20 protein-coding genes are annotated in these 19821 nt (G+C 74.1%); 6 read left to right on the forward strand and 14 right to left on the reverse strand.

Annotated features, from left to right (window positions below; translation table 11 throughout):
• Positions 1-40: 40 nt before the first annotated feature.
• Both QE405_RS07540 and QE405_RS07545 read left to right on the forward strand, forming a co-directional pair.
• Positions 41-1072, forward strand: a complete 1032-nt coding sequence (locus QE405_RS07540; RefSeq protein WP_307199586.1) for an NADP-dependent oxidoreductase — start codon at positions 41-43, stop codon at positions 1070-1072.
• Between the two features lie 108 nt (positions 1073-1180).
• Positions 1181-1561: a DUF1304 domain-containing protein gene (locus tag QE405_RS07545; protein ID WP_307199587.1), complete on the forward strand. Its 381-nt coding sequence runs from the start codon at positions 1181-1183 to the stop codon at positions 1559-1561.
• A 56-nt stretch (positions 1562-1617) separates the two neighbouring features.
• Here the strand turns inward: QE405_RS07545 and QE405_RS07550 are convergent, their stop codons facing one another.
• Entirely contained in the window at positions 1618-4977 is a 3360-nt protein-coding gene (locus QE405_RS07550) for an error-prone DNA polymerase (protein WP_307199588.1), read from the reverse strand.
• A 111-nt stretch (positions 4978-5088) separates the two neighbouring features.
• Here QE405_RS07550 and QE405_RS07555 point away from each other — a divergent pair, with 111 nt between their 5' ends.
• From QE405_RS07555 to QE405_RS07565, 3 genes are read left to right on the forward strand one after another with little or no spacing between them, the layout of a single operon-like run.
• Positions 5089-6579, forward strand: coding sequence for an HNH endonuclease signature motif containing protein (locus QE405_RS07555; RefSeq protein WP_307199589.1), 1491 nt, complete (start codon positions 5089-5091; stop codon positions 6577-6579).
• 36 nt (positions 6580-6615) lie between these two features.
• Positions 6616-7281: a dTDP-4-dehydrorhamnose 3,5-epimerase family protein gene (locus QE405_RS07560; RefSeq protein WP_307199590.1), complete on the forward strand. Its 666-nt coding sequence runs from the start codon at positions 6616-6618 to the stop codon at positions 7279-7281.
• Between the two features lie 42 nt (positions 7282-7323).
• Positions 7324-7977, forward strand: coding sequence for a GyrI-like domain-containing protein (locus QE405_RS07565; RefSeq protein ID WP_307199591.1), 654 nt, complete (start codon positions 7324-7326; stop codon positions 7975-7977).
• Here QE405_RS07565 and QE405_RS07570 read toward each other — a convergent pair.
• Positions 7968-9560: a DNA polymerase Y family protein gene (locus QE405_RS07570; RefSeq protein ID WP_307199592.1), complete on the reverse strand. Its 1593-nt coding sequence runs from the start codon at positions 9558-9560 to the stop codon at positions 7968-7970. The two genes, QE405_RS07565 and QE405_RS07570, sit on opposite strands and share 10 nt — an antisense overlap.
• Positions 9557-10186 carry a hypothetical protein gene (locus QE405_RS07575; protein WP_307199593.1) on the reverse strand — a complete coding sequence of 210 codons (630 nt, stop codon included), beginning with the start codon at positions 10184-10186 and terminating at the stop codon, positions 9557-9559. Before QE405_RS07575 ends, QE405_RS07570 begins: the two co-directional genes overlap by 4 nt.
• Before the next feature lie 171 nt (positions 10187-10357).
• Here QE405_RS07575 and QE405_RS07580 point away from each other — a divergent pair, with 171 nt between their 5' ends.
• Positions 10358-10780, forward strand: coding sequence for a helix-turn-helix domain-containing protein (locus QE405_RS07580; RefSeq protein WP_307199594.1), 423 nt, complete (start codon positions 10358-10360; stop codon positions 10778-10780).
• Positions 10781-10864: 84 nt separating this feature from the next.
• Here the strand turns inward: QE405_RS07580 and QE405_RS07585 are convergent, their stop codons facing one another.
• The 11 genes from QE405_RS07585 to QE405_RS07635 form a co-directional block, all read right to left on the reverse strand.
• Positions 10865-11461 (reverse strand): ClpP family protease, encoded by a 597-nt coding sequence (locus tag QE405_RS07585; RefSeq protein ID WP_307199595.1) that lies wholly within the window; start codon positions 11459-11461, stop codon positions 10865-10867.
• A complete protein-coding gene (locus QE405_RS07590; RefSeq protein WP_307199596.1) occupies positions 11458-12123 on the reverse strand; it encodes a ClpP family protease in 666 nt (221 codons plus the stop codon). Before QE405_RS07590 ends, QE405_RS07585 begins: the two co-directional genes overlap by 4 nt.
• 101 nt (positions 12124-12224) lie before the next feature.
• Entirely contained in the window at positions 12225-13628 is a 1404-nt protein-coding gene (der, locus tag QE405_RS07595; RefSeq protein ID WP_307199597.1) for a ribosome biogenesis GTPase Der, read from the reverse strand.
• Positions 13625-14371, reverse strand: a complete 747-nt coding sequence (locus tag QE405_RS07600; RefSeq protein WP_307199598.1) for a lysophospholipid acyltransferase family protein — start codon at positions 14369-14371, stop codon at positions 13625-13627. The genes der and QE405_RS07600 overlap by 4 nt, the downstream gene beginning before the upstream one ends.
• Entirely contained in the window at positions 14368-15108 is a 741-nt protein-coding gene (cmk, locus tag QE405_RS07605; protein ID WP_307199599.1) for a (d)CMP kinase, read from the reverse strand. Before cmk ends, QE405_RS07600 begins: the two co-directional genes overlap by 4 nt.
• Positions 15109-15119: 11 nt before the next feature.
• On the reverse strand, positions 15120-16250 hold the full coding sequence (locus QE405_RS07610) for a prephenate dehydrogenase (RefSeq protein ID WP_307199600.1): 1131 nt from the start codon (positions 16248-16250) through the stop codon (positions 15120-15122).
• A gap of 42 nt (positions 16251-16292) precedes the next feature.
• Positions 16293-17051 (reverse strand): pseudouridine synthase, encoded by a 759-nt coding sequence (locus tag QE405_RS07615; RefSeq protein ID WP_307199601.1) that lies wholly within the window; start codon positions 17049-17051, stop codon positions 16293-16295.
• On the reverse strand, positions 17048-17671 hold the full coding sequence (gene scpB / locus QE405_RS07620; RefSeq protein WP_307199602.1) for an SMC-Scp complex subunit ScpB: 624 nt from the start codon (positions 17669-17671) through the stop codon (positions 17048-17050). Before scpB ends, QE405_RS07615 begins: the two co-directional genes overlap by 4 nt.
• On the reverse strand, positions 17668-18534 hold the full coding sequence (locus QE405_RS07625) for a segregation and condensation protein A (RefSeq protein WP_307199603.1): 867 nt from the start codon (positions 18532-18534) through the stop codon (positions 17668-17670). The genes scpB and QE405_RS07625 overlap by 4 nt, the downstream gene beginning before the upstream one ends.
• Entirely contained in the window at positions 18531-18884 is a 354-nt protein-coding gene (locus QE405_RS07630; protein ID WP_307199604.1) for a hypothetical protein, read from the reverse strand. Before QE405_RS07630 ends, QE405_RS07625 begins: the two co-directional genes overlap by 4 nt.
• A complete protein-coding gene (locus QE405_RS07635) occupies positions 18869-19765 on the reverse strand; it encodes a ParA family protein (RefSeq protein WP_444939681.1) in 897 nt (298 codons plus the stop codon). The genes QE405_RS07630 and QE405_RS07635 overlap by 16 nt, the downstream gene beginning before the upstream one ends.
• Between the last annotated feature and the right edge of the window lie 56 nt (positions 19766-19821).

Consider the following 19821-nt stretch of genomic DNA (forward strand, 5'->3'; position numbering starts at 1 on the left):
CCGGATCGGGCCTGCCGGTCTCGCTCGAGGAAGGGAACCGATGACCGACGCCACGTCCACGACCGCCCGCAGCACCCAGGTGCAGCTCGTCCGCCGCCCCCAGGGCTGGCCCGACGACGCCGACTTCCGCACGGTCGAGGTCGAGCTGCCACCGCCGGGCGACGGCGAGGTGCGCGTGGCCAACGAGTTCATCTCCGTCGACCCCTACATGCGGGGGCGGATGAACGAGGGCAAGAGCTACATCCCCCCGTTCGTGCTCGGCGAGACCATGACGGGCGGCGCGGTCGGCCGGGTCGTCGCCTCGCAGTCGGACGACCTCCCGGTCGGCACCGCCGTGGGGCACGACCTCGGCTGGCGCGACGTCGCCCAGGGGCCCGCCGCCTCGTTCCGCCCGGTCACGGAGGTGCCGGGCACGTCGCTGTCGGTGCACCTCGGCGTCCTCGGGATGACGGGACTGACCGCCTACGTCGGCCTCACCGCCATCGCCGGGATCCGCGAGGGCGACACCGTCTTCGTCTCCGGCGCCGCCGGGGCAGTCGGCAGCACGGCGGGCCAGCTCGCCCGGCTGCTCGGCGCCGGACGCGTGATCGGGTCCGCGGGCGGCCCCGAGAAGGGCGGTCTGCTGACGGAGCGCTACGGCTACGACGCGGCCATCGACTACAAGGCGGGGCCGGTGGCCGAGCAGCTCGCCACGGCTGCGCCCGACGGGATCGACCTCTACTTCGACAACGTCGGCGGTGACCACCTCGAGGCTGCCCTCGGGGCCATGAACCGGGGCGGACGCGCAGCGCTGTGCGGCGCGATCGTCGGCTACAACGCCGCGGAGCCCGTGCCCGGTCCGCGCAACATGTTCCGGATCATCACGCAGGGCCTGACCCTCAAGGGCTTCACGCTCGGCGACTGGGGCCACCTCTCCGGCGAGTTCGGCGAGCGGATGGCGGGATGGTTCGCGGACGGACGGATCACCCACGACGAGACCGTGGTGGACGGCATCGAGAACGCCGTCGAGGCGTTCCGCTCGATGATGAGCGGCGGGAACGTCGGCAAGATGGTCGTCCGCACCGGCGGCTGAGCCGCCACGGGCGACCTCCGCGGCCCCGGCGCGCTGGACCCAGCGGGAGCGTCTGCGGTTTGATGCGACGCCCGGGGGCAGCGCGCCGCTGGCGGGAGGGAGATCGGCATGCTGGTGGCAGGGCTGGCACTGACGGGTGTGGCAGCACTCATCCACGTCTACATCTTCCTGCTGGAGTCGGTGTGGTGGCGGTCCCGCGCCCGCCAGGTCTTCGGCACCACGCCGGAGCAGGCGGAGCAGACCGCCGAGATGGCGTTCAACCAGGGCTTCTACAACCTGTTCCTCGCCGTCGGGATCGGGGTCGGGACCGTGCTGGTGGCGCTCGACGAGCGCACGGTCGGACTGACGCTCGTGCTGTTCGGGGCCGCATCGATGGTGGCCGCCGGGCTGGTGCTGGTGCTGAGCTCGCCGGCGAAGGCCCGTGCCGCACTCGTCCAGCTGACCCCGCCGCTGATCGGTGGCGCCCTCCTCGTGGTCGACCTGCTCTGAGGCCGCGCCCGAGCTGGCCGGGCTGGCCGGGCTGGCCGGGCTGGCCGGGGCGCATCTCATCGGAAGTCCCGGGAGCGGGCCCGGGCCTGGAGCACCTGGCCCGCCCCGGGCACGACGACGTCGATCGCCTCGATGCGGTCGGCGACGAGGTTGGTGACCCCGTCGTTGCGCTCCACCACGCCCCGGATCACCACGGCCACCCGGTTGCGGGCCGCGTGCCGGTGGCGGGTGAACACGCCCACCGAGCACACGACGTTGAGCATCCCCGTCTCGTCCTCCAGGTTGAGGAACGTGATGCCCTGCGCCGTGCCCGGACGCTGCCGGTGGGTGATCAACCCCGCTACGTGCACGCGCCGTCCGTGCTCCACGCCGCCCGTCTCGACTGGTCCGGTGAGGTCGGTGACCGCCCGCACCCCCGCGTCGCGCAGCAGCTCCCGCAGGTGCTCGACCGGGTGCCGTTCCGGTGAGATGCGCGTGGCCCAGAGGTCGGCGAGCGTCTCCTCCACCTCGGTCATGCCCGGCAGCACCGGCGCGGCCGGCGCGGGTGTCGTGCCGGGCAGGTGGTCGCCGCTCTCGGCGTACCCCGACGCCCACAGCGCCTCGCGTCGACTCAGCCCGAACCCGCTCAGCGCACCCGCCGTCGCCAGGGCCTCGAGCTGCGTCGTCGTGAGGTCGACGCGTCGCGAGAGATCGGTGACGTCCCGGTACGGCGCCGCCCGTCGCTCCGCGACGATCCGTCGCGCCACGTCGAGCCCGATGCCCTTCACCTCGTCGAGGCCGAGGCGCACGGCGAAGTCACCGTCGAGGCGGTGCTCGACCTGTTCGGGGAAGGCCGTCGTCGGCACCTCCGCGTCGGGGGCGAGCCGCTCGAGGTCGGCCTGCGCGGACGACCGCAGCACGTCGGGCCGGAGCACCTTGACCCCGTGGCGCCGGGCGTCGGCGACGAGGGACTGCGGCGAGTAGAACCCCATCGGCTGGTTGCGCAGGAGTCCCGCGAGGAACGCCGCCGGGTGGTGGAGCTTGAACCACGACGAGTGGTAGACCAGCAGCGCGAAGCTGAGCGCGTGGGACTCGGCGAAGCCGAAGTTCGCGAACGAGAGGATCTGGGCGTAGATCGCGTCGGCCTTGCGGCCCGTGATGCCCCGGCGCTCCATCCCCGCGTAGAGCTTCCCCTTCACGGACTCGATGCGCTCCACGCCGCGCTTCGACCCCATCGCGCGGCGCAGCAGGTCGGCGTCGTCGTGGCTGCAGTCACCGATCGCGACCGCCATCGCCATCAGCTGCTCCTGGAACAGGGGCACGCCCAGCGTGCGCTCGAGCACGGGCTCGAGGTCGGGGTGGTCGAACGACACCGGCTCCTTGCCCGTCGCCCGTCGCACGTAGGGGTGGACGGCCCCGCCCTGGATCGGCCCGGGGCGGATGAGGGCGATCTCGATCGCCAGGTCGTAGAAGCAGCGGGGCTGCAACCGCGGGAGCGTGCCGATCTGTGCCCGGCTCTCGACCTGGAACACCCCGATCGAGTCGGCGCGGCACAACATGTCGTAGACCTCGGGCTCCTCGCGCGGCACGGTGTCGAGGCGCCAGCGCACCCCGGTGTGCTCGTGCACGAGACGCATCATGTGGTCGAGCGCGCCCAGCATGCCGAGGCCGAGCAGGTCGAACTTCACCAGGCCCATCGTCTCCGCGGCGTCCTTGTCCCACTGGATGACGGTGCGCTTGTCCATCCGTGCCCGCTCGATCGGCACCACCTCGCCGATGGGCTGCTCGGTGAGCACCATGCCGCCCGAGTGGATGCCCAGGTGGCGGGGAGCGCCGACGAGCTGCTCGGCCAGGTCGACCACGGCGGTGGGGATGTCGAGGCTGCGGTCCACCTCCCGGCCCCAGCCGTCGACCTGCTTGCTCCAGGCGTCCTGCTGGCCCGTGGAGTGCCCCAGCGCCTTCGCGGCGTCACGGACCGCCATCCGCGGTCGGTAGGTGATGACGTTGGCGACCTGCGCCGCGTTGTGCCGCCCGTAGGTCTCGTAGACCCACTGGATCACCTCCTCGCGACGGTCGGAGTCGAAGTCGACGTCGATGTCGGGCTCCTCGTCGCGGTGCACGGAGATGAACCGCTCGAAGGGCAGCCGGTAGAACACCGCGTCCACCGCCGTGATCCCCAGCGCGTAGCAGACCGCCGAGCTGGCGGCACTCCCCCGCCCCTGGCAGAGGATCTCCTGATCCCGCGCGAACGCGACGATGTCGTGGACGATCACGAAGTAGCCGCTGAAGCCCTTGTCCTCGATGACGCCCAGCTCCCGCTCGATGCGTTCCCGCGCCTCGTGCTCGACGTCGCGACCCGCGTACCGCCGGGCGAACCCCTGGTCCACCAGCTCCCGCAGCCAGCTCGCCGCCGTGTGCCCGGCCGGGATGCCGCGGGTCGGCAGTCGAGGCTTCGCCTTCTGGAGGTCGAAGCCCAGCTCGTCGGCGAGGGTCACGCTGCGGGCGACCGCCCCGTCGTACCGCCCCAGCAGCCGCATCATCTCGGCCCCGCTGCGCAGGTAGGCCGCCGGACCCGCCGGGAGCCAGCCGTCCATGTCGCCCAGGCTGCGTCGTGCTCGCACCGCCGCCATCGTCCCCGCGAGCCGGTGCCCCGCCGGGGTCGCGTGGTGGACGTTGTTGGTGGCCACGACCGGGAGACCGACCGCGGCGGCGACGGCGGCCAGCAGGTCGTTGGTCTCGCGGTCGGACGGGCGCCCGTGGTGGGACAGCTCCACGGTGACGTTGTCCGCACCGAACCGTTCGACCAACAGGTCGACCTCCGCCCTCGCGGCGCGAGGCCCGCCAGCGGCGAGGGCGGTGCGCACCGTGCCCTTGCGGCAACCGGTCAGCACCATCCAGTGGTCCCGCCCCCGCTCCGCGAGCTCGTCGAGGTCGTAGACCGGGCGTCCCTTCTCGTCGCCACGCAGGTGGGCGTCCGTCATGGCGGCCGCCAGACGGTGGTAGCCCTCCACCCCGCGGGCCAGCACCAGCAGGTGGGCGCCCTCCGGATCGGCCGCCCCGTTCTGCGGACCGCTCAACCCGAGGGACAGCTCCGCGCCGTACACCGTCCGCAGGGCGCCACCCTCCACCGCCGCGGCTGCCTCGGCCAGCATCGGAGCCCCGTAGAACCCGTCGTGGTCGGTCAGCGCGATCCCGTGGAGCCCGAGCCGAGCCGCCTCGACGACCAGCTCCTCCGGCGAGCTCGCCCCGTCGAGGAAGCTGTAGTGGCTGTGGCAGTGCAGCTCCGCGTAGGGCACCGCACCCACCGGCGCCTCCACCGCGACGGCCTCCGGACGGCGGCGCCGTCGACGCGAGATCGGCGCGTCGTCGGCACCGGGGCGCGCCGAGAGCCGCCGCTCCAGCTCGCTCCACGGCACCGCCGGGTTGTTCCATCCCATGCCGCCACTTTATCGAACATGTGTTCGGGTCGTAGTTTCTTGTCCACAGCCGTACGGCGTCGCTCCCGCCCCTCCTCAGAACTGTCGGTGGGCTCGGGTTGAGTGGTCGCCATGACGGGGGTCAGCTCTTCTGGGGACGCCGGTGGCTTCGGGCCACCGGTGCCGGAACCCCCTGCCGAGTTCTTGGTCGATGCGCCGGAGCCGGACTGGTTGGAGCATGCCTTCGCCACGGGTGAGTGGCCGGTCGAGGCGACGCTGGGTTGCCGGATCGTCGCGAGCGACGAGGAGCGGTACGACGCGTCTGAGTCCCCGAGGGAATCGGAGCCCGGATGGACGGTGCCGGGTGTCGACGTGGGGCACCCGTTGCTGGAGGCGATCCGGACGGCGACGGACGTGCTCGCTGCCGACGGGCGTACGGGCCTCGGCTGGTTGAGCGCACCGCAGACCGGCATCGCGCTGATCGACGCCCATCGGCTGGTTGCGCGGGCCTCCGCGCTGGTGGCCGTGCTGGTGCAGCATGTCGAGGAGATCGAGCTTCACCGGAGCAACGGCGCCTCGACCGCAGCGGTGTGGCTTGCGAACGCCACGGCGAGTACCCGGCGGGACGCCTACCGGTTCGCGCGGATCGGTGAGGCGATCACCGGCGACACGAGCCGCTACCGGGCTCACCTCGCGCCGGCGTGTGAGACCGGTGCGGTGGATACCGAGCAGGCCGACGTCATCGTCAAGGCCCTCGACGCGCTCCCCCAGGGCTTGCCGGCCGAGCTGCGGCTGCAGGCCGAGGAGGCGATGGTGGGCTTCGCGGCCGACCACGACGCCCGGGCCCTGCGAGCGCTGGGGAAGAGGATCCTCACCGTGATCGCTCCCGAGGTGGGCGAGGCCCACGAGGCGGCATTGCTGGAGCGCGAGGAGCGAGAGGCCCGTGGCACCTCGCGGCTCAGCATGGTCTCCGACGGCCTCGGTCGCGTGTGGGGCCGGTTCGTGATCCCCGAGCTCCACGGCGCGATGCTCCGCAAAGCCCTCGACGCCTACGCCGCCCCGCAGCACCTCAACACCGCCGACGACCCCGAGCGACGCTTCCAACGGGACCGGTCGACACCCGAGCGCTACGGACACGCCTTCCAACAGGTGCTCGAGATGCTCGACCAGAAGGACCTCCCCAACGCCGGCGGCACGGGCGCGACCGTCGTCGTCACGATGACCCTCGAGTCACTCCTCGGTGGGTTGGCGACAGCGTCCCTCGACACCGGCGGCCAGATCAGCGCCGCCGAAGCAAGACGCCTCGCCTGCGACGCCGGGCTCGTCCCCGCGGTCCTCGGCACGAGGAGCGAGGTCCTCGACCTCGGCCGCACCGCCCGCTTCCACACCAAGGCCATGCGCACCGCGATGGCTGTCAGGGACAAGGGCTGCGTCGCCGAGGGCTGCACGAGACCACCCCACCAGTGCCACGCCCACCACCTCACCGCCTGGTCAGCCGGCGGCCACACCAACACCAGAGACGGCTGCCTCCTCTGCGACCAGCACCACCACCAGATCCACGACCCGCTCTACCTCGTCGAACGACTCGGCACCGGCAAGCTCCGCTTCACCCGCCGCGAGTGAGAGCAGCACGCCTCGCTCGACGACTAGCCTGGGCGCGTGACTGCGCGCGAGGCCCTTCCCGGGCTCTGGGAGCTGCCGCTCGAGGCGACGTCGGACACGACGGCGCTCATCCCGGCCGACCTCGAGGCGGCCGTCGGCCACTCGCTCGACGTGGGGCACATCCACCACGTGCAGGGCATGCTCGGCGTGGTCCACGGGCTGCGGTTCTCGCCGCTGCCGGGGCCGGCGGACTGGGCGTACCTGACCTGCAGTCGCGGCGAGGTGCTCGTGCTCGTCGTGGACGTGCGCGTGGGGTCGCCGTCGTTCGGTCGGCACCGGGAGGTACGCCTCTCGACTGCTCCCGGCGAGCCGGGCACGGCTACCCCCGACACCACCGAATCGGCGCCCCTGGCCGGGCTCTACGTCGGACCGGGCCTCGCCCACGGGTTCACGGCCCTCGTCGACGACAGCGTGCTCACGCACCTCGGCCCGCGGGGGCGTCGGCCGGAGAAGGACCGCCTGGTCCACGCCTTCGATCCGACCCTGCGGCTGCCGTGGCCGATCGACACCGGCGCGACCGGCGCGACCGGCGCGACCGGCGGCCGTTCCGCCCTCACGCTCCCACCCGAGGGCGCAGACGCGCCGCTGCTCGCCGCCCTGCGAAAGTCCTCCCGCCTCCCCACCTGGGCCGACTGGCGCGCCCGCATCACCGAGCGCGGCTGACACCGGAGCACAAGCACCGGAGACACAGGGGGACGCACACCGATGGACAACCACGACCTCAAGAAGGACCCCCGGCTGCCCTACCGCGCGACGACGAGGATCGAGGTCGTCGACGTGCCGGCGATCGCGTTCCTCGCGGCCGTGGGCGAGGGCGATCCCAACACGTCACGGCTCTACGCGGACGTGGTCGAGGCGCTCTACGCGTCGTCGTACGGCGTGCGGGCGGTCGCGATGGCGGAGCTGGGCCGCAAGCACACCGTCGCCCCGCTCGAGGGGCTGTGGTGGGCCGACGACCTGCGGGTCTTCTCGGCTCGCGACAAGGACGCGTGGCACTGGCAGATGATGATGGCCCAGCCCGCGTGGGTGACGGACGACCTCGTCACCGCCGGCATCGAGCGCGCCCGGAGCAGGCGGGACCTGGCGGAGGGCGACCGGGTCACCTTCACCACCGTCACCGAGGGTCTCGCGGTCCAGACGCTCCACGTCGGTCCCTACGACGCCGAGGGCCCGACCATCGCGCAGATGCACGACGAGTTCATGCCGCAGCACGGCTACCGACCGCGGGGTGCGCACCACGAGATCTACCTGTCGGACGCCCGGAAGACCGCACCCGAGCGCCTGCGCACGATCCTGCGCCAGCCGATCGAGCCGATCGAGCCGACCACCCAGACGGAGCAGCCCGGGCCTCAGTCGTAGCCCGCCTCGATCCACCACCCGCCGTCGACGCAGGCCAGGAGCCACGCCCGGCCGTCCACGCCGACGACCTGGAACCGGGCGGCACGGCGCAGCGGGGAGCCGGCCTCCTCCCACCACGCCTCGTCCATGGGCCACGGGCCGGCCCAGGCGTCGACCGGCAGCCAGCCCACGTCGGGCACCCGCACGGTCGCCGGCTCGGCGCTCACCCATCCCCGCTCGTCGACCTCGACGGGCAGCCCGGCATGGTCGATCAGCTCGCCGGGCAGGGGCTCGGCGAAGACCCGGGCGGGTGCCGGACCGGGGATCTGCCCGGGCCACGGCTGCTGCGGCGAGCGCACCACCCGGGTCCGCTCGCCCCACGGCACGGAGGTCTGCCGCGCCGCGGGCGTGCGGCCTCCCTGGGCGACGGGGACCCGGACCGCGTCGTACCCCAGCAACGCCTGCACCCGCGCCATCCCCCGCTCGACGAGCTCGGAGGCACCACCGCCCCACAGGCCCTCCGCATGGGCGGCGGCCGGCTCGGCGGTCGCCGGCACGAAGCGCACGCGGGTGACCGGCTCGGTCACCGCCACCACGGCACGGCGGCTGCGCACCGATCCCTGCGCCTGGCCCTGGAGCTGCCAGTGCACCCGGTCGACCAGGTCACGGGCCGAGAAGTGGCGGGGGTGCAGCCACTCCCGCGACGAGACGACGACGTCCTCGCCACGCGGGCCGGCGCAGGACGCCTCGACGCGCACCGCCGTGCCGACGAGCTGGCGTTCGGCGAGCCCGGCCACGAACCGCTCCGCGGTCGTGCGGACGCTGAAGCAGATCGCCTCCACGGAGTCGAGCGGCGGCTCGAAGGCGACCTCGCACGCCAGCTCGGGCGGCGGGGTGCGCGCGGCGAGCGGGCCGGCCGTCTCCCCGCGGACCCGTCGGTGCACCTGCAGCCCGTAGGCACCGAAGCGCCGCGACACGTCACCGGGGGCCAGCTCGGCGAGCTCGCCCAGCGTGCGCAGGCCGAGCCGGTGGAGCAGCGAGACGAGCTCGTCCGCCTCCGGGTCGGCGAGGAGGGCGTCGACCGCGAGCCCCCGCAGGTAGGCCGGGGAACCACCGGCCGCCACCACCTCGTGGGCCTGCACCCCCGCCCGACGGGCCGCCTGCTCCGCGGTGAACACGTCGTCGGCGATGCCGATCCGCACGTCCCACACGCCGGCCTCGACCAGCATCTCCGCGTAGAGCGCCGCCGCGTGCGCCTCCCCGCCCCCGAACCTCGCCGGCGCCCGCACCGCCATCAACCCGGGTCGCAGCGGCGCGACCCCGGGCCGCAGCCGCTCGACCACCCCGAGCACCGTCTCGAAGGCGCGCGCGTCGCGGTCGGGGTCGGCGTCGAGCAGCACCAGCTCGGGGCACCGCGCCTGGGCGTCGCGTCGTCGCATCCCCCGGCGCACGCCCTCCGCGCGCGCCGCGTCGTTGCAGACCTCGACGACGTTGCGGCCCAGCACCGCGGCGGGCACGGCGGTCGAGAGCCCCTCCTCCGTGAGCGCCGCGACCACCGACCAGTCCGGGCACCAGACGACGAGCACCCGGCCCGAGCCGCTCATCCCGCCCTCCCCAGCTGCAGCTCGCCGTGGCGCGGCGGGGCCGCTCCGCGTCGTACGGCGACACGCATCTGCCGCTCCCGCAGCCGACCGTCGCCGTGGTCGAGCCCGGACCACCGGCTCTCCTCGACCTCGAGCCGCGCCTCGCAGCGTGGCCAGTCGCCCCACACCACGAGCACGGCGGAGCGCTTGCGGAGGCGCGCCTCGACGACGCTCGCCGCCCGCGCGTCCACCCGTGTGCGGGGTCGCAGCACCACGAGCCGCACCACGTCGACGAGCGCCGCGGTCGCCTCCAGCCACAGGTCGGCGGGGTCGGGGACGAGCACGGTGCGGGACGGCTCGACCCCGAGCTCGACGGCCGCCTCCACGCCGAGGTCGGGCCAGCCGACGACCGCCGTCCACTCTCCCGCCGCGGACGCACCGGCCATCAGGAGCAGCGCCAGCCGCGCCGAGTCCACCCCGTAGACCGCCCCCGCCCGCAGCTGCACCAGGCCGCCCAGCGACGCGTGGGTGGGCACGGTCAGCCGCGCGGGCCCGCCCTCGAGGGCCGCGACCTTCTGCCGCAGCCGGGCCACGACGTCGTCGGCCGAACCGGGCGCCGAGGCGGGGGCGAGAGCGGGAACGGACACCTCTCGATGATCGAACATTTGTTCGACTCGCGCAAGCCGGTGTCCCCACCCTCGAACACCCCCGAAGAGCCCACCCGAGACCCATCGAACACCCCACCCGAGACCCACCGCCCGTTCCGCCCAGAGCAGAACGGGAGCACCCGCACGACCTCCCGGGCCTAGCATCGCGGCATGGGCCAGCTCACCCGTGCGACCACCCTCCCCACCTCCCCCGCGCCCACAGCGCCCACCGCGCCCACCCGCCCCGAGCCCCTGTGGCGTGAGCTGACCGGCCGCGTCCTGCGCCGCCACCGCCACGAGCGCGGGGAGCGGCTCACCGAGACGGCGGAGCGGGCCGGGGTGTCGACGCAGTACCTCTCCGAGGTCGAGCGCGGGCGCAAGGACCCCTCCTCGGAGATCCTCGCCGCCGTCGCCGGCGCCCTCGACCTCACGCTGCTCGACCTGGCGGCCGAGGTGGCCCGCGACCTCCGGCACCTCGCGGCCCCCGCCCCCACCGGCCCCCGCCCGCTGCCCGTCGCCGCGCCCCGGCCGGTCGGCGGGCCGGCGACGGGCACGGACGCCCGGGCCCACGCCCCCCTGGCCCTCGTCGCCTGACCCCCCGTTCCCCGGGTCGTGGTGCCAGCCCGCCGGATTCCGCAGGCCTCGCACCACGACCCGGATGGGCGGCAGGAACGGGCCTCAGACCGGCACGTCCGACCGGATCACCGTGTCGGCCAGGCCGTAGGCGACCACCTCGTCGGCCCGCAGGATCCGGTCGCGGTCGGTGTCGCGCCGCAGGGTCGCGACGTCCTGCCCCGTGTGCAGCGACAGCGCCTCCTCGAGCTCCGCCCGCACGGCGAGGATCTCGTCGGCCGCGAGGATGAGGTCGGGGATCGTCCCCCGGCCCTGCCCGGCCGGCTGGTGGAGCAGCACCCGCGCGTGCGGGAGCACCGCCCGCTGTCCCGGGTCGCCCGCCGCCAGCAGCAGGGCCGTGGAGGAGAAGGCCTGCCCGACGCACGTCGTCGCCACCGGCGCGCGCACGAACCGCAGCGTGTCGTAGACCGCCAGCACCGCAGCAGGCGAGCCGCCCGTCGAGTTGATGTAGAGGTTGACGGGGAGCTCCGGGTTCTCGGCCTCGAGGTGCAGCACCTGCGCGATCAGCGCGTTCGCCACGCCGTCGTCGAGCTCGGTCCCGAGGTAGACGATCCGCTCCTCGAGCAGCCGGCTGTAGACGTCCGTCACCCGGTCGCCCCGCGGCGTGCGGTTGACGACGTTCGGGATCACGTAGCCGCTCATCGCGCAGACCCCGCGGAGGCCCCCGCACCCCGGACCCCCGCACCCCGGACCCCCGCCCGCGCGGTGACGCCGATCGAGCGGCGTACGCCGGGGCGCAGCTGCGCGAGGTCGCTCACCACCGCGTCGGCGAACCCGTAGGCGACGGCTTCCTCGGCCGTGTAGACCCGGTCGCGGAGGGAGTCCGAGAAGACGCGCTCGAGCGGCTGCCCGGTCTCCTCGGCGATGATCGCGAGCACCGTGTCGCGCACCGAGCGCAGGTCCTCGGCCTGCAGCTCGATGTCGGGCGCGTAGCCCCCGATGCCGGCGGAGCCCTGGTGCATCAGCACCTTGGCGTGCGGCATCACGAAGCGCTTGCCCCGCGTGCCGCTGCACAGCAGGAACTGCCCGGCGCTGTAGGCCATCCCCAGCGCCACGGTCGCCACGTCGGTGGGCAGGAGCCGCATCGTGTCGCGGATGGCCAGCATGGCCGGCACGGAGCCGCCCGGCGAGTGGATCCACAGGCTGATGTCGGTGGTCGGGTCCTCGTCGGCGAGCAGCACGAGCTGCGCGCACAGCTGGCTGCCGTTCTCGTCGTCGAGGGGTCGGTCGAGGAGCAGCACGCGCTGCGCGAGGAGCTCCTCGGCGGTGCGTCTGCCCAGCAGGGGCGGTCGGTCGTCGCTCATGGTCCGAGCCTGCGGGGCAGGGCCTTCCCCGACGAGCCGGTGCTGCGGGCAGCAGAACGGCTCCGCCCCGGGCAGAACCGGGGCGGAGCCGTGGGGACCGATCAGCGCTTGCGCTTCTCCCGCACGCGCTGCTGGATCACGATCGGCGTCCCGACGAACCCGTACTCCTCGCGCAGGCGACGCTCGATGTAGCGCTCGTACGACGCGTCGAGCTTGCCCGACGTGAAGAGGATGAAGGTCGGGGGCGCGGTCGACGGCTGCGTGCCGAACAGGACCTTGGGCTGCTTGCCGCCCCGGACCGGGTGCGGGTGCTCGGCGACGAGACGCCCCAGGAACGAGTTGAGCGCACCGGTGCCGACGCGCGTCTCCCAGCCCTCCAGCGCCCGGTCGAGCGCCGGGACCAGCCGGTCGATGTGCCAACCGGTGCGTGCCGTGACGTTGATCCGCGGCGCCCACTGCACCTGGACGAGCTCGCGCTCGATCTCGCGCTCCAGGTAGTAGCGACGCTCCTCGTCGACCAGGTCCCACTTGTTGAAGGCGATGACGAGCGCGCGGCCGGCCTCGCGGACCGTCTGCACGATCCGCAGGTCCTGCTCCGAGATCGACTGGCCGCCGTCGATGACGAGCACCGCGACCTCGGCCCGGTCGATGGCGGTGGTGGTGCGCAGGGAGGCGTAGTACTCGTGCCCCGACGCCTCCTTGACCCGCTTGCGGATGCCGGCGGTGTCGATGAAGCGCCAGGCCCGGCCGCCGAAGTCGATGAGCTCGTCGACGGGGTCGACCGTCGTGCCGGAGGCGTCGTCCACGACGACGCGGTTCTCGCCGGCGAGCTTGTTGAGGAGCGACGACTTGCCGACGTTCGGCTTGCCGACGATCGCGATGCGGCGCGGCCCGCCCACCTCGGTGGGCTGCACCGGCGGCGGCTCGGGGAGCACCTCGAGCACGGCGTCGAGCAGGTCGCCCGATCCGCGGCCGTGGATCGCGGAGACGGGGTGGGGCTCGCCGAGGCCGAGGTTCCACAGGCCGTAGGTCTCGGTCTCGGTGCGCTGGTCGTCGACCTTGTTGGCGGCGAGCACGACGGGCTTCTCCGCCCGGCGCAGCACCCGCACCACGGCCTCGTCGGCGTCGGTGATGCCGACCGTGGCGTCGACGACGAAGAGCACGGCGTCGGCCAGCGACACCGCGATCTCTGCCTGCTCGCGGATGCGCTCGGCCAGGCCGCGGGCGTCGGGGTCCCACCCGCCGGTGTCGACCACGGTGAAGGCGCGCCCGTTCCACTCCGCGTCGTAGGACACCCGGTCGCGCGTGACGCCCGGCCGGTCCTCGACGACGGCCTCGCGGCGGCCGATGATGCGGTTGACCAGGGTCGACTTGCCCACGTTGGGGCGGCCGACGATCGCCAGGACCGGCACGGGGGCGACGGGACCGTCGTGCTCGAACCCCGCGGACCCCTCGAGCCCGGAGGCGTCGTCGGGGAGGGCGGGCTGGTCGTCGTGCTCGGTCATGGTGCTCCTGGTTCGAGGTGGACGAGCCCCGTGTACGGGTCCTCGTCGAGGTCGTCGGGCGCCAGCGGACCGGGCAGCTCGCGCCCGGTCGCCGCACGCGCGGCGTCGATCGTGCTCAACATGTGGCGTCGCAGCAACAACGAGGCCTCCTCCACCTGTTCCCGGGTGCGGGGCCACGGCTGCTGCGGCAGCCGCAGGGGCTCACCGTAGTAGAGATCGACCGTTCCACCACGTCGCGGCAGGTCGCTGCTCCGTCCGCCGGGCTCCCGCGACCCCAGGATCGCGACCGGAACGACGGGGACACCGGCCACGAGGGCCAGGTACGCGGCCCCGCGGTGGAACCGCGACAGGTCGCCCGGCCCCCGGCGTCCCTCGGGGAAGATGCCCACCGCCCCGCCGCGCTCCAGCACGCGCAGGCAGGTGCGGATCGCGGCGCGGTCGACGCGGAAACGGTCGAGCGGGACCTGTCCACAGGTCCGGAGGAAGGCGCCGAGCGGACCGGTGAACATCTCCGCCTTCGTCAGGGCATGCACCGGACGCGGGCTGAAGATCGCCAGCAGCGGGCCGTCGGCGACGCCGATGTGGTTGGCCGCGAGCAGGACGCCGCCCCGCCGCGGCACGTTCCCCGCGTGGTGGACCCGCACGGCGAAGCGCCGCCGGATGAGGAACCGCGACGTCGGCCGACCGCCGTGGAGCAACCAGCGCGACGGCAGGGGGACGGGCGAGGAGGTGCCCGGCGTCACGACCGTGCCTCGACCACCCCGGCACGCGCGTCCGCGGCGAGGGCCGCCACCTGCGTGACGACCTGCTCCAGGGTGTACGGCGTCGTGTCGATCTCGACCGCCCCGTCGGCCCGCACGAGCGGGGCCGTGGTGCGGCCCGAGTCGATCGCGTCGCGGGCGAGCAGCGACTGCTCGGTCGCCGCGACGTCCGAGCCGCCCTCCTCGGCCGCGCGCCGGGCGGCCCGGGCGGCGGGGTCGGCGGTCAGGTACACCTTCACCGGGGCGTCCGGCCACACGACCGAGCCGATGTCCCGGCCCTCGACGACGATGCCGCGACCCTCGGCGAGGGTCGCCGCGATGATGCCGCGCTGCAGCTCCAGCAGGCGCGCCCGCACGGCGGGGACGACGGCGACCGGGCTGACGGCGGCGTTGACCTCGTCGGAGCGGATCGGACCGGAGACGTCCTCCCCGTCGACCACGATGGTCGGGGCGAGCGGGTCCGTGCCCGAGACGAGCTGCGGCTCGTCGGCGCGGGCGGCCACGGCCTCGGCGTCGTGCACGTCCACCCCGGCCCGCAGCATCCACCAGGTGACGGCGCGGAACTGCGCACCGGTGTCGAGGTAGGCCAGGTCGAGCCGGTCGGCGACGCCCCGGCAGGTGCTCGACTTGCCCGAGCCCGAGGTGCCGTCGACCGCGATCACGAGGGTCGCGGGAGCGCTGTCGGGGCGGGCGGAGGTCGGCGTGGTCGGAGTGCTCACGGGCGAGCACCCTACCGGTGCGTGACCCAGCCCCGCTCCTCCAGCGACGTCAGCAGGTGCTCCGCGCGGACCTCCTCGACCACGAGCTCCACGAGGCCGACGGGGCGGCCCGGGTCGTGGTCGATCCGGATGTCCTCGATGTTGACGCCGCTGGCCACGGCGTCGCCGAAGAGGCGCGCGAGCTCGCCCTGGTGGTCGGGCACCGAGACCCACACCGAGCGCATCGGGCGCGGCGGCCCGCCGTGCTTGGCCGGGATCGCCCGCGTGCCCCGCACGCCCCGCTGCAGGATCTCCTCGAGACCGGCCCGGTCGCCGGAGGCGACGGTGGCGATGAGCACGTCGAGCTGCTGGCGCATCTCGCCGAGGAGCTCGACGACGGCCTCCGCGTTGCCCGCGACGATCTGTCCGTAGAGCCCCGGCGCACCGGCCGCGATGCGCGTCACGTCGCGCAGCCCCTGACCCGAGAGCGTCAGGTGCTGCTCGGGCGCACCGTCGAGCAGCCCGGCGACGAGCCCCGACGCCAGGTGCGGCACGTGCGACGTCCGCGCGACCGCGCGGTCGTGCTCCTCGGGCGTCAGCCACACGGGGGTCGCCCCGCACAGCCGCACGACGGACTCGACGAGCTCGACCGCGTCCGGCTCGGACCGGGGGTGCGGCGTGACGGCCCAGGGCCGTCCCTCGAACAGCGAGGCCGAGGCGGCCAGCGGGCCCGAGCGCTCGCTGCCCGCCATGGGGTGCGAGCCGACGTACCGCTCCGCGTGCGCACCGGCCGGCCCCGCGAGGACCTCGCGCAGCGGCGCCTCCTTGACCGAGCCGACGTCGGTGACCACCGCGCGCGGGTGCCGCAGCAGGGCCTCGGAGACGACGCTGCCGACGAGGTCCGGGGGCACGGCCACCACGACGAGCGCGACCTCCGCGTCGTCGGCCTCGGTCGCCGCTCGTCCCGCGCCGAGCCCGGAGGCCGTGCGGACGTTCTCCGGGACGCGGTCCCGCAGCAGCACGTCGTGGCCGGCCGCGGCGAGGCCGAGGGCCACGGACGTCCCGATCAGGCCGACGCCGACGACGAGGACCGGGCCCGTGGTCGGGGCTCCGGCCCGGGGGGCGCTGGGGTGCGGCTCTCGACCGGCGGGCTCATCGGGCACCGGGCGAGGATAGCGGCGCCGTACGCCGCGGCCGGGCCCGCCTCAGAGCTGGGCGCGGTCGAGGAGCGCGCCGAGCTCCTCGCGCGTGAGGTCCCGCAGCCCGCCGCCCCGCAGCCCGCGCAGCTCGACGGGGCCGATCTTCGTGCGGGTCAGCCGTCGCACCGGGTGGCCGACGTGCTGCAGGAGGCGACGCACGATCCGGTTGCGGCCCTCGTGGATGACGAGCTCGACGATGGTGCGACCCGTCGCCCCGCCCGCGCCCTTCTCGACGATCTTCACGGACCGGACCGTCACCGGACCGTCGTCCAGGGTGACACCGTCGCGCAGCTCCTGCAGGGTCTCGCGGCCCACCTGGCCCTCGACCTCGGCGACGTACGTCTTGTCCACCTCGAACGACGGGTGCGCCATGCGGTGCGCGAAGTCGCCGTCGTTCGTCAGCAGGATGAGTCCCGAGGTGTCCGTGTCGAGCCGTCCGACGTGGAAGAGCCGCTCGGGTCGGTCGGCCACGAGGTCGCCCAGGTTCCGCCGGCCCTCGGGGTCGCTCATCGTCGACACCACGCCCAGGGGCTTGTTGAGCACGAGGTAGACGTGGGGCGAGATCGGCGGCAGCCGCTGACCGTCGACGCGGATCACCGCCGTGCGCGGGTCGACCTTGGTGCCCAGGCGCGTGACGACCTCGCCGTCGACGGTGACGAGACCGTCCAGCATCAGCTCCTCGCACTTGCGGCGCGAGGCCACGCCCGACTGCGCGAGCAGCTTCTGCAGGCGGATGAGGCCCTCGTCGTCGGTCTCGATCGTCATGCCGGGGGTTCCTCCATCTCGTCGAGCCCGGGCAGGTAGGGCGCCAGCTCGGGCAGGTCCTCGAGGCTCGTGATGCCGATGCGCTCCAGGAAGTAGGACGTCGTGCGGTAGAGGTGGGCGCCGGTCACCGGGTCCTGGCCCGACTCCGCCACCAGTCCGCGGGCGAGCAGGGTGCGCATGACGCCGTCCACGTTGACGCCCCGCACCGCCGAGATGCGCGCTCGCGACACCGGCTGCTGGTAGGCGACGATCGCCAGCGTCTCGAGGGCGGCCTGCGTCAGGCGCGACGACTGCCCCTCGAGCACGAAGCGCTCCACGACCGCCGCGTGGGCCTCGCGCGTGTAGTAGCGCCAGCCGCCCGCGACGTTCCGCAGCTCGAAGCCGCGGCCGTCGGCGGCGTACTCCGCCTCCAGGGCGCGCAGCGCCGCCTCCACCTCGGCCGTGCCCCGCCCGACGGCGGAGGCCAGGACGACCGCGGGCAGCGGCTGGTCGGCCACCATGAGGAGGGCCTCGAGGCTGGGCCGCAGCTCGGCCGCGGGCACCGCCGCGGGTGTCTCGGCGGGGGTCTCGGCGGGGGTCTCGGCGGGGGTCTCGGGGTCCGGTCCCTCGGTGTCGCTCACGCGCCCTCCTCCCGACCGTTCGCCGGGGCCGCCGGCGCGCCGTCGAACTCGTCCACCCCGTCGAGGACGTCCGCGGCGTCGCCGTCGACACCGACGTCCTCGCCCGTCCACCGCACGCTGAGCTCGCCGAGCGCGACCACCTGGTCGAAGGCGACGAGCCCCTCGCGGAACAGCTCCAGCAGGGCGAGGAAGCGGGCGACCGTCGTGAGCCGGTCGGGGGCGTCGGCCACCAGCGTGCGGAACGTCGCCGTGCCCTGGCGCCGCAGCACCGTCACGACGAGCGCTGCCTGCTCGCGCACGCTCACGGCGGGCGCGTGGATGTGGGTCAGCGACACCTCCGGCGCGACCTTCGGTGCCATCGCCGCCGCGGCGAGCCGGGCGAACTCCTCCAGCCCGATCCCGATCAGCACCTCGGGCAGCAGCGTCGCGAAGCGCTCGTCGAGACCGACCGCGCGCGGGTGCCGCCGGGTCTCGTCCGCGAGGCGCCGCTCCAGCACGCCGGCGACCTGGCGGTAGGCCTTGTACTGCAGCAGCCGCGCGAACAGCAGGTCCCGCGCCTCGAGGAGGGCGAGGTCCTCCTCGTCCTCCACCTCGGCCGACGGCAGCAACCGCGCGGCCTTGAGGTCGAGCAGGGTGGAGGCGACGAGCAGGAAGGACGTGGTCTGCTCGAGGTCCCACACCGGTCCCCCGGCCTTGACGTGGGCGATGAACTCGTCGGTGACCTGCGAGAGCGCGACCTCGGTGACGTCGAGCTTGTGCTTGGAGATGAGGGTGAGGAGCAGGTCGAACGGCCCCTCGAAGTTGTCGAGCCGCACGGCGAACGCCGACCCGCCGGCGACGGCCTCGGGTGCCGGCGCGGTCATCCCTCGCCGCTCAGTCGGCGCGCGATGGCGGAGTCCGCGCCGTTCTCGTCGAGGTCCGCGAGCGCCAGCGCGACGGCCTCGCGCACGAGCCGTCCCCGGTCCACCGCCGTCCCCAGCTCGGCGCGCAGGCGCAGCCGGGCGGACTCCAGCTCGAGCAGCTCGGCCGACGTCACGTAGACGGTCATCTTCTCGTCGTGCTTCACCCGCCCGCTCGTACGGCGCGGGGCGGCCTCCGCCGGCGGTGCGGCCGGGGCGGGCGCGGGCGCGGGCCCCGGTACGGGCTGGGGCGCGGGCTCGGTCGTCGGCCGGAACAGGTCGTCCGCCGACGGCAGGCTCACGCGCCGGGCCACCGGGCGAGCACCTCCCGGGCGAGCTGGCGGTAGGAGTCGGCACCGGTCGACTTCGAGGCGTAGCTGGTGATCGGCTCGCCCGCGACCGTCGAGTCGGAGAACTTCACCGTGCGGCGGATGACCGTGTGGAAGACGGTGTCCCCCCAGGCCTGCACGAGCCGCTCCATGACCTCGCGGCCGTGGAGGGTGCGGCCGTCGTACATCGTGCCGAGCACGCCGTCGATGACGAGGCGCGGGTTGAGCCGCTGCGCCACCTTGTCGATCGTCGTCTTGAGCAGGGCGACGCCGCGGAGCGCGAAGTACTCGCACTCCAGCGGCACGATCACGCCGTCGGCCGCGGTGAGCGCGTTGACGGTCAGCAGGCCGAGGGAGGGCTGGCAGTCGATGATGATGACGTCGTAGCGCTCCACCGCCGGCGCCAGCACGCGCGAGAGCGTCTGCTCGCGGGCCACCTCGTGCACGAGCTGCACCTCGGCGGCCGACAGGTCGATGTTGGAGGGCAGCAGGTCCATCCCCGGCACGCCGGTCTCGACCACGACGTCGTCGATGGTGACGTCGGGCTCCATGAGCAGGTTGTAGACCGACAGGTCCATCTCGTGGGGGTTGAGCCCCAGGCCCACCGAGAGCGACCCCTGCGGGTCGAAGTCGACGAGCAGCACCGTGCGCCCCAGCTCGGCGAGCGCCGCGCCCAGGTTGATCGCCGTCGTCGTCTTGCCGACGCCACCCTTCTGGTTGCACATCGCCACGACGCGCGCCCCGCCGTGGTGGGTCACGGGCGGCGGCTCCGGGAAGGACGGCATCGGGCGACCCGTCGGTCCCAGGTCGCCCACGGGGACGGTGGGCGTCACCGCCGGTGCGGTGTCGAACAGGGGGTCGGTCACGCGTTCCTCGGCTCCTCGGGTGCAGCGCTGGTGAATGTCGACACGGCGACTCGGCG

This window comes from Nocardioides zeae (genome assembly GCF_030818655.1).
Taxonomy (GTDB): domain Bacteria; phylum Actinomycetota; class Actinomycetes; order Propionibacteriales; family Nocardioidaceae; genus Nocardioides; species Nocardioides zeae_A.

Coding starts and splice junctions, on each gene's coding strand:
- der (WP_307199597.1), bottom strand. CDS start 13,628: ATGACCGAGCACGACGACCAGCCCGCCCTCCCCGACGACGCCTCCGGG.
- QE405_RS07590 (WP_307199596.1), bottom strand. CDS start 12,123: ATGAGCGACGACCGACCGCCCCTGCTGGGCAGACGCACCGCCGAGGAG.
- QE405_RS07585 (WP_307199595.1), bottom strand. CDS start 11,461: ATGAGCGGCTACGTGATCCCGAACGTCGTCAACCGCACGCCGCGGGGC.
- QE405_RS07580 (WP_307199594.1), top strand. CDS start 10,358: ATGGGCCAGCTCACCCGTGCGACCACCCTCCCCACCTCCCCCGCGCCC.
- QE405_RS07565 (WP_307199591.1), top strand. CDS start 7,324: ATGGACAACCACGACCTCAAGAAGGACCCCCGGCTGCCCTACCGCGCG.
- QE405_RS07570 (WP_307199592.1), bottom strand. CDS start 9,560: ATGAGCGGCTCGGGCCGGGTGCTCGTCGTCTGGTGCCCGGACTGGTCG.
- QE405_RS07540 (WP_307199586.1), top strand. CDS start 41: ATGACCGACGCCACGTCCACGACCGCCCGCAGCACCCAGGTGCAGCTC.
- QE405_RS07625 (WP_307199603.1), bottom strand. CDS start 18,534: ATGACCGCGCCGGCACCCGAGGCCGTCGCCGGCGGGTCGGCGTTCGCC.
- QE405_RS07545 (WP_307199587.1), top strand. CDS start 1,181: ATGCTGGTGGCAGGGCTGGCACTGACGGGTGTGGCAGCACTCATCCAC.
- QE405_RS07555 (WP_307199589.1), top strand. CDS start 5,089: ATGACGGGGGTCAGCTCTTCTGGGGACGCCGGTGGCTTCGGGCCACCG.
- QE405_RS07615 (WP_307199601.1), bottom strand. CDS start 17,051: ATGACGATCGAGACCGACGACGAGGGCCTCATCCGCCTGCAGAAGCTG.
- QE405_RS07550 (WP_307199588.1), bottom strand. CDS start 4,977: ATGGGATGGAACAACCCGGCGGTGCCGTGGAGCGAGCTGGAGCGGCGG.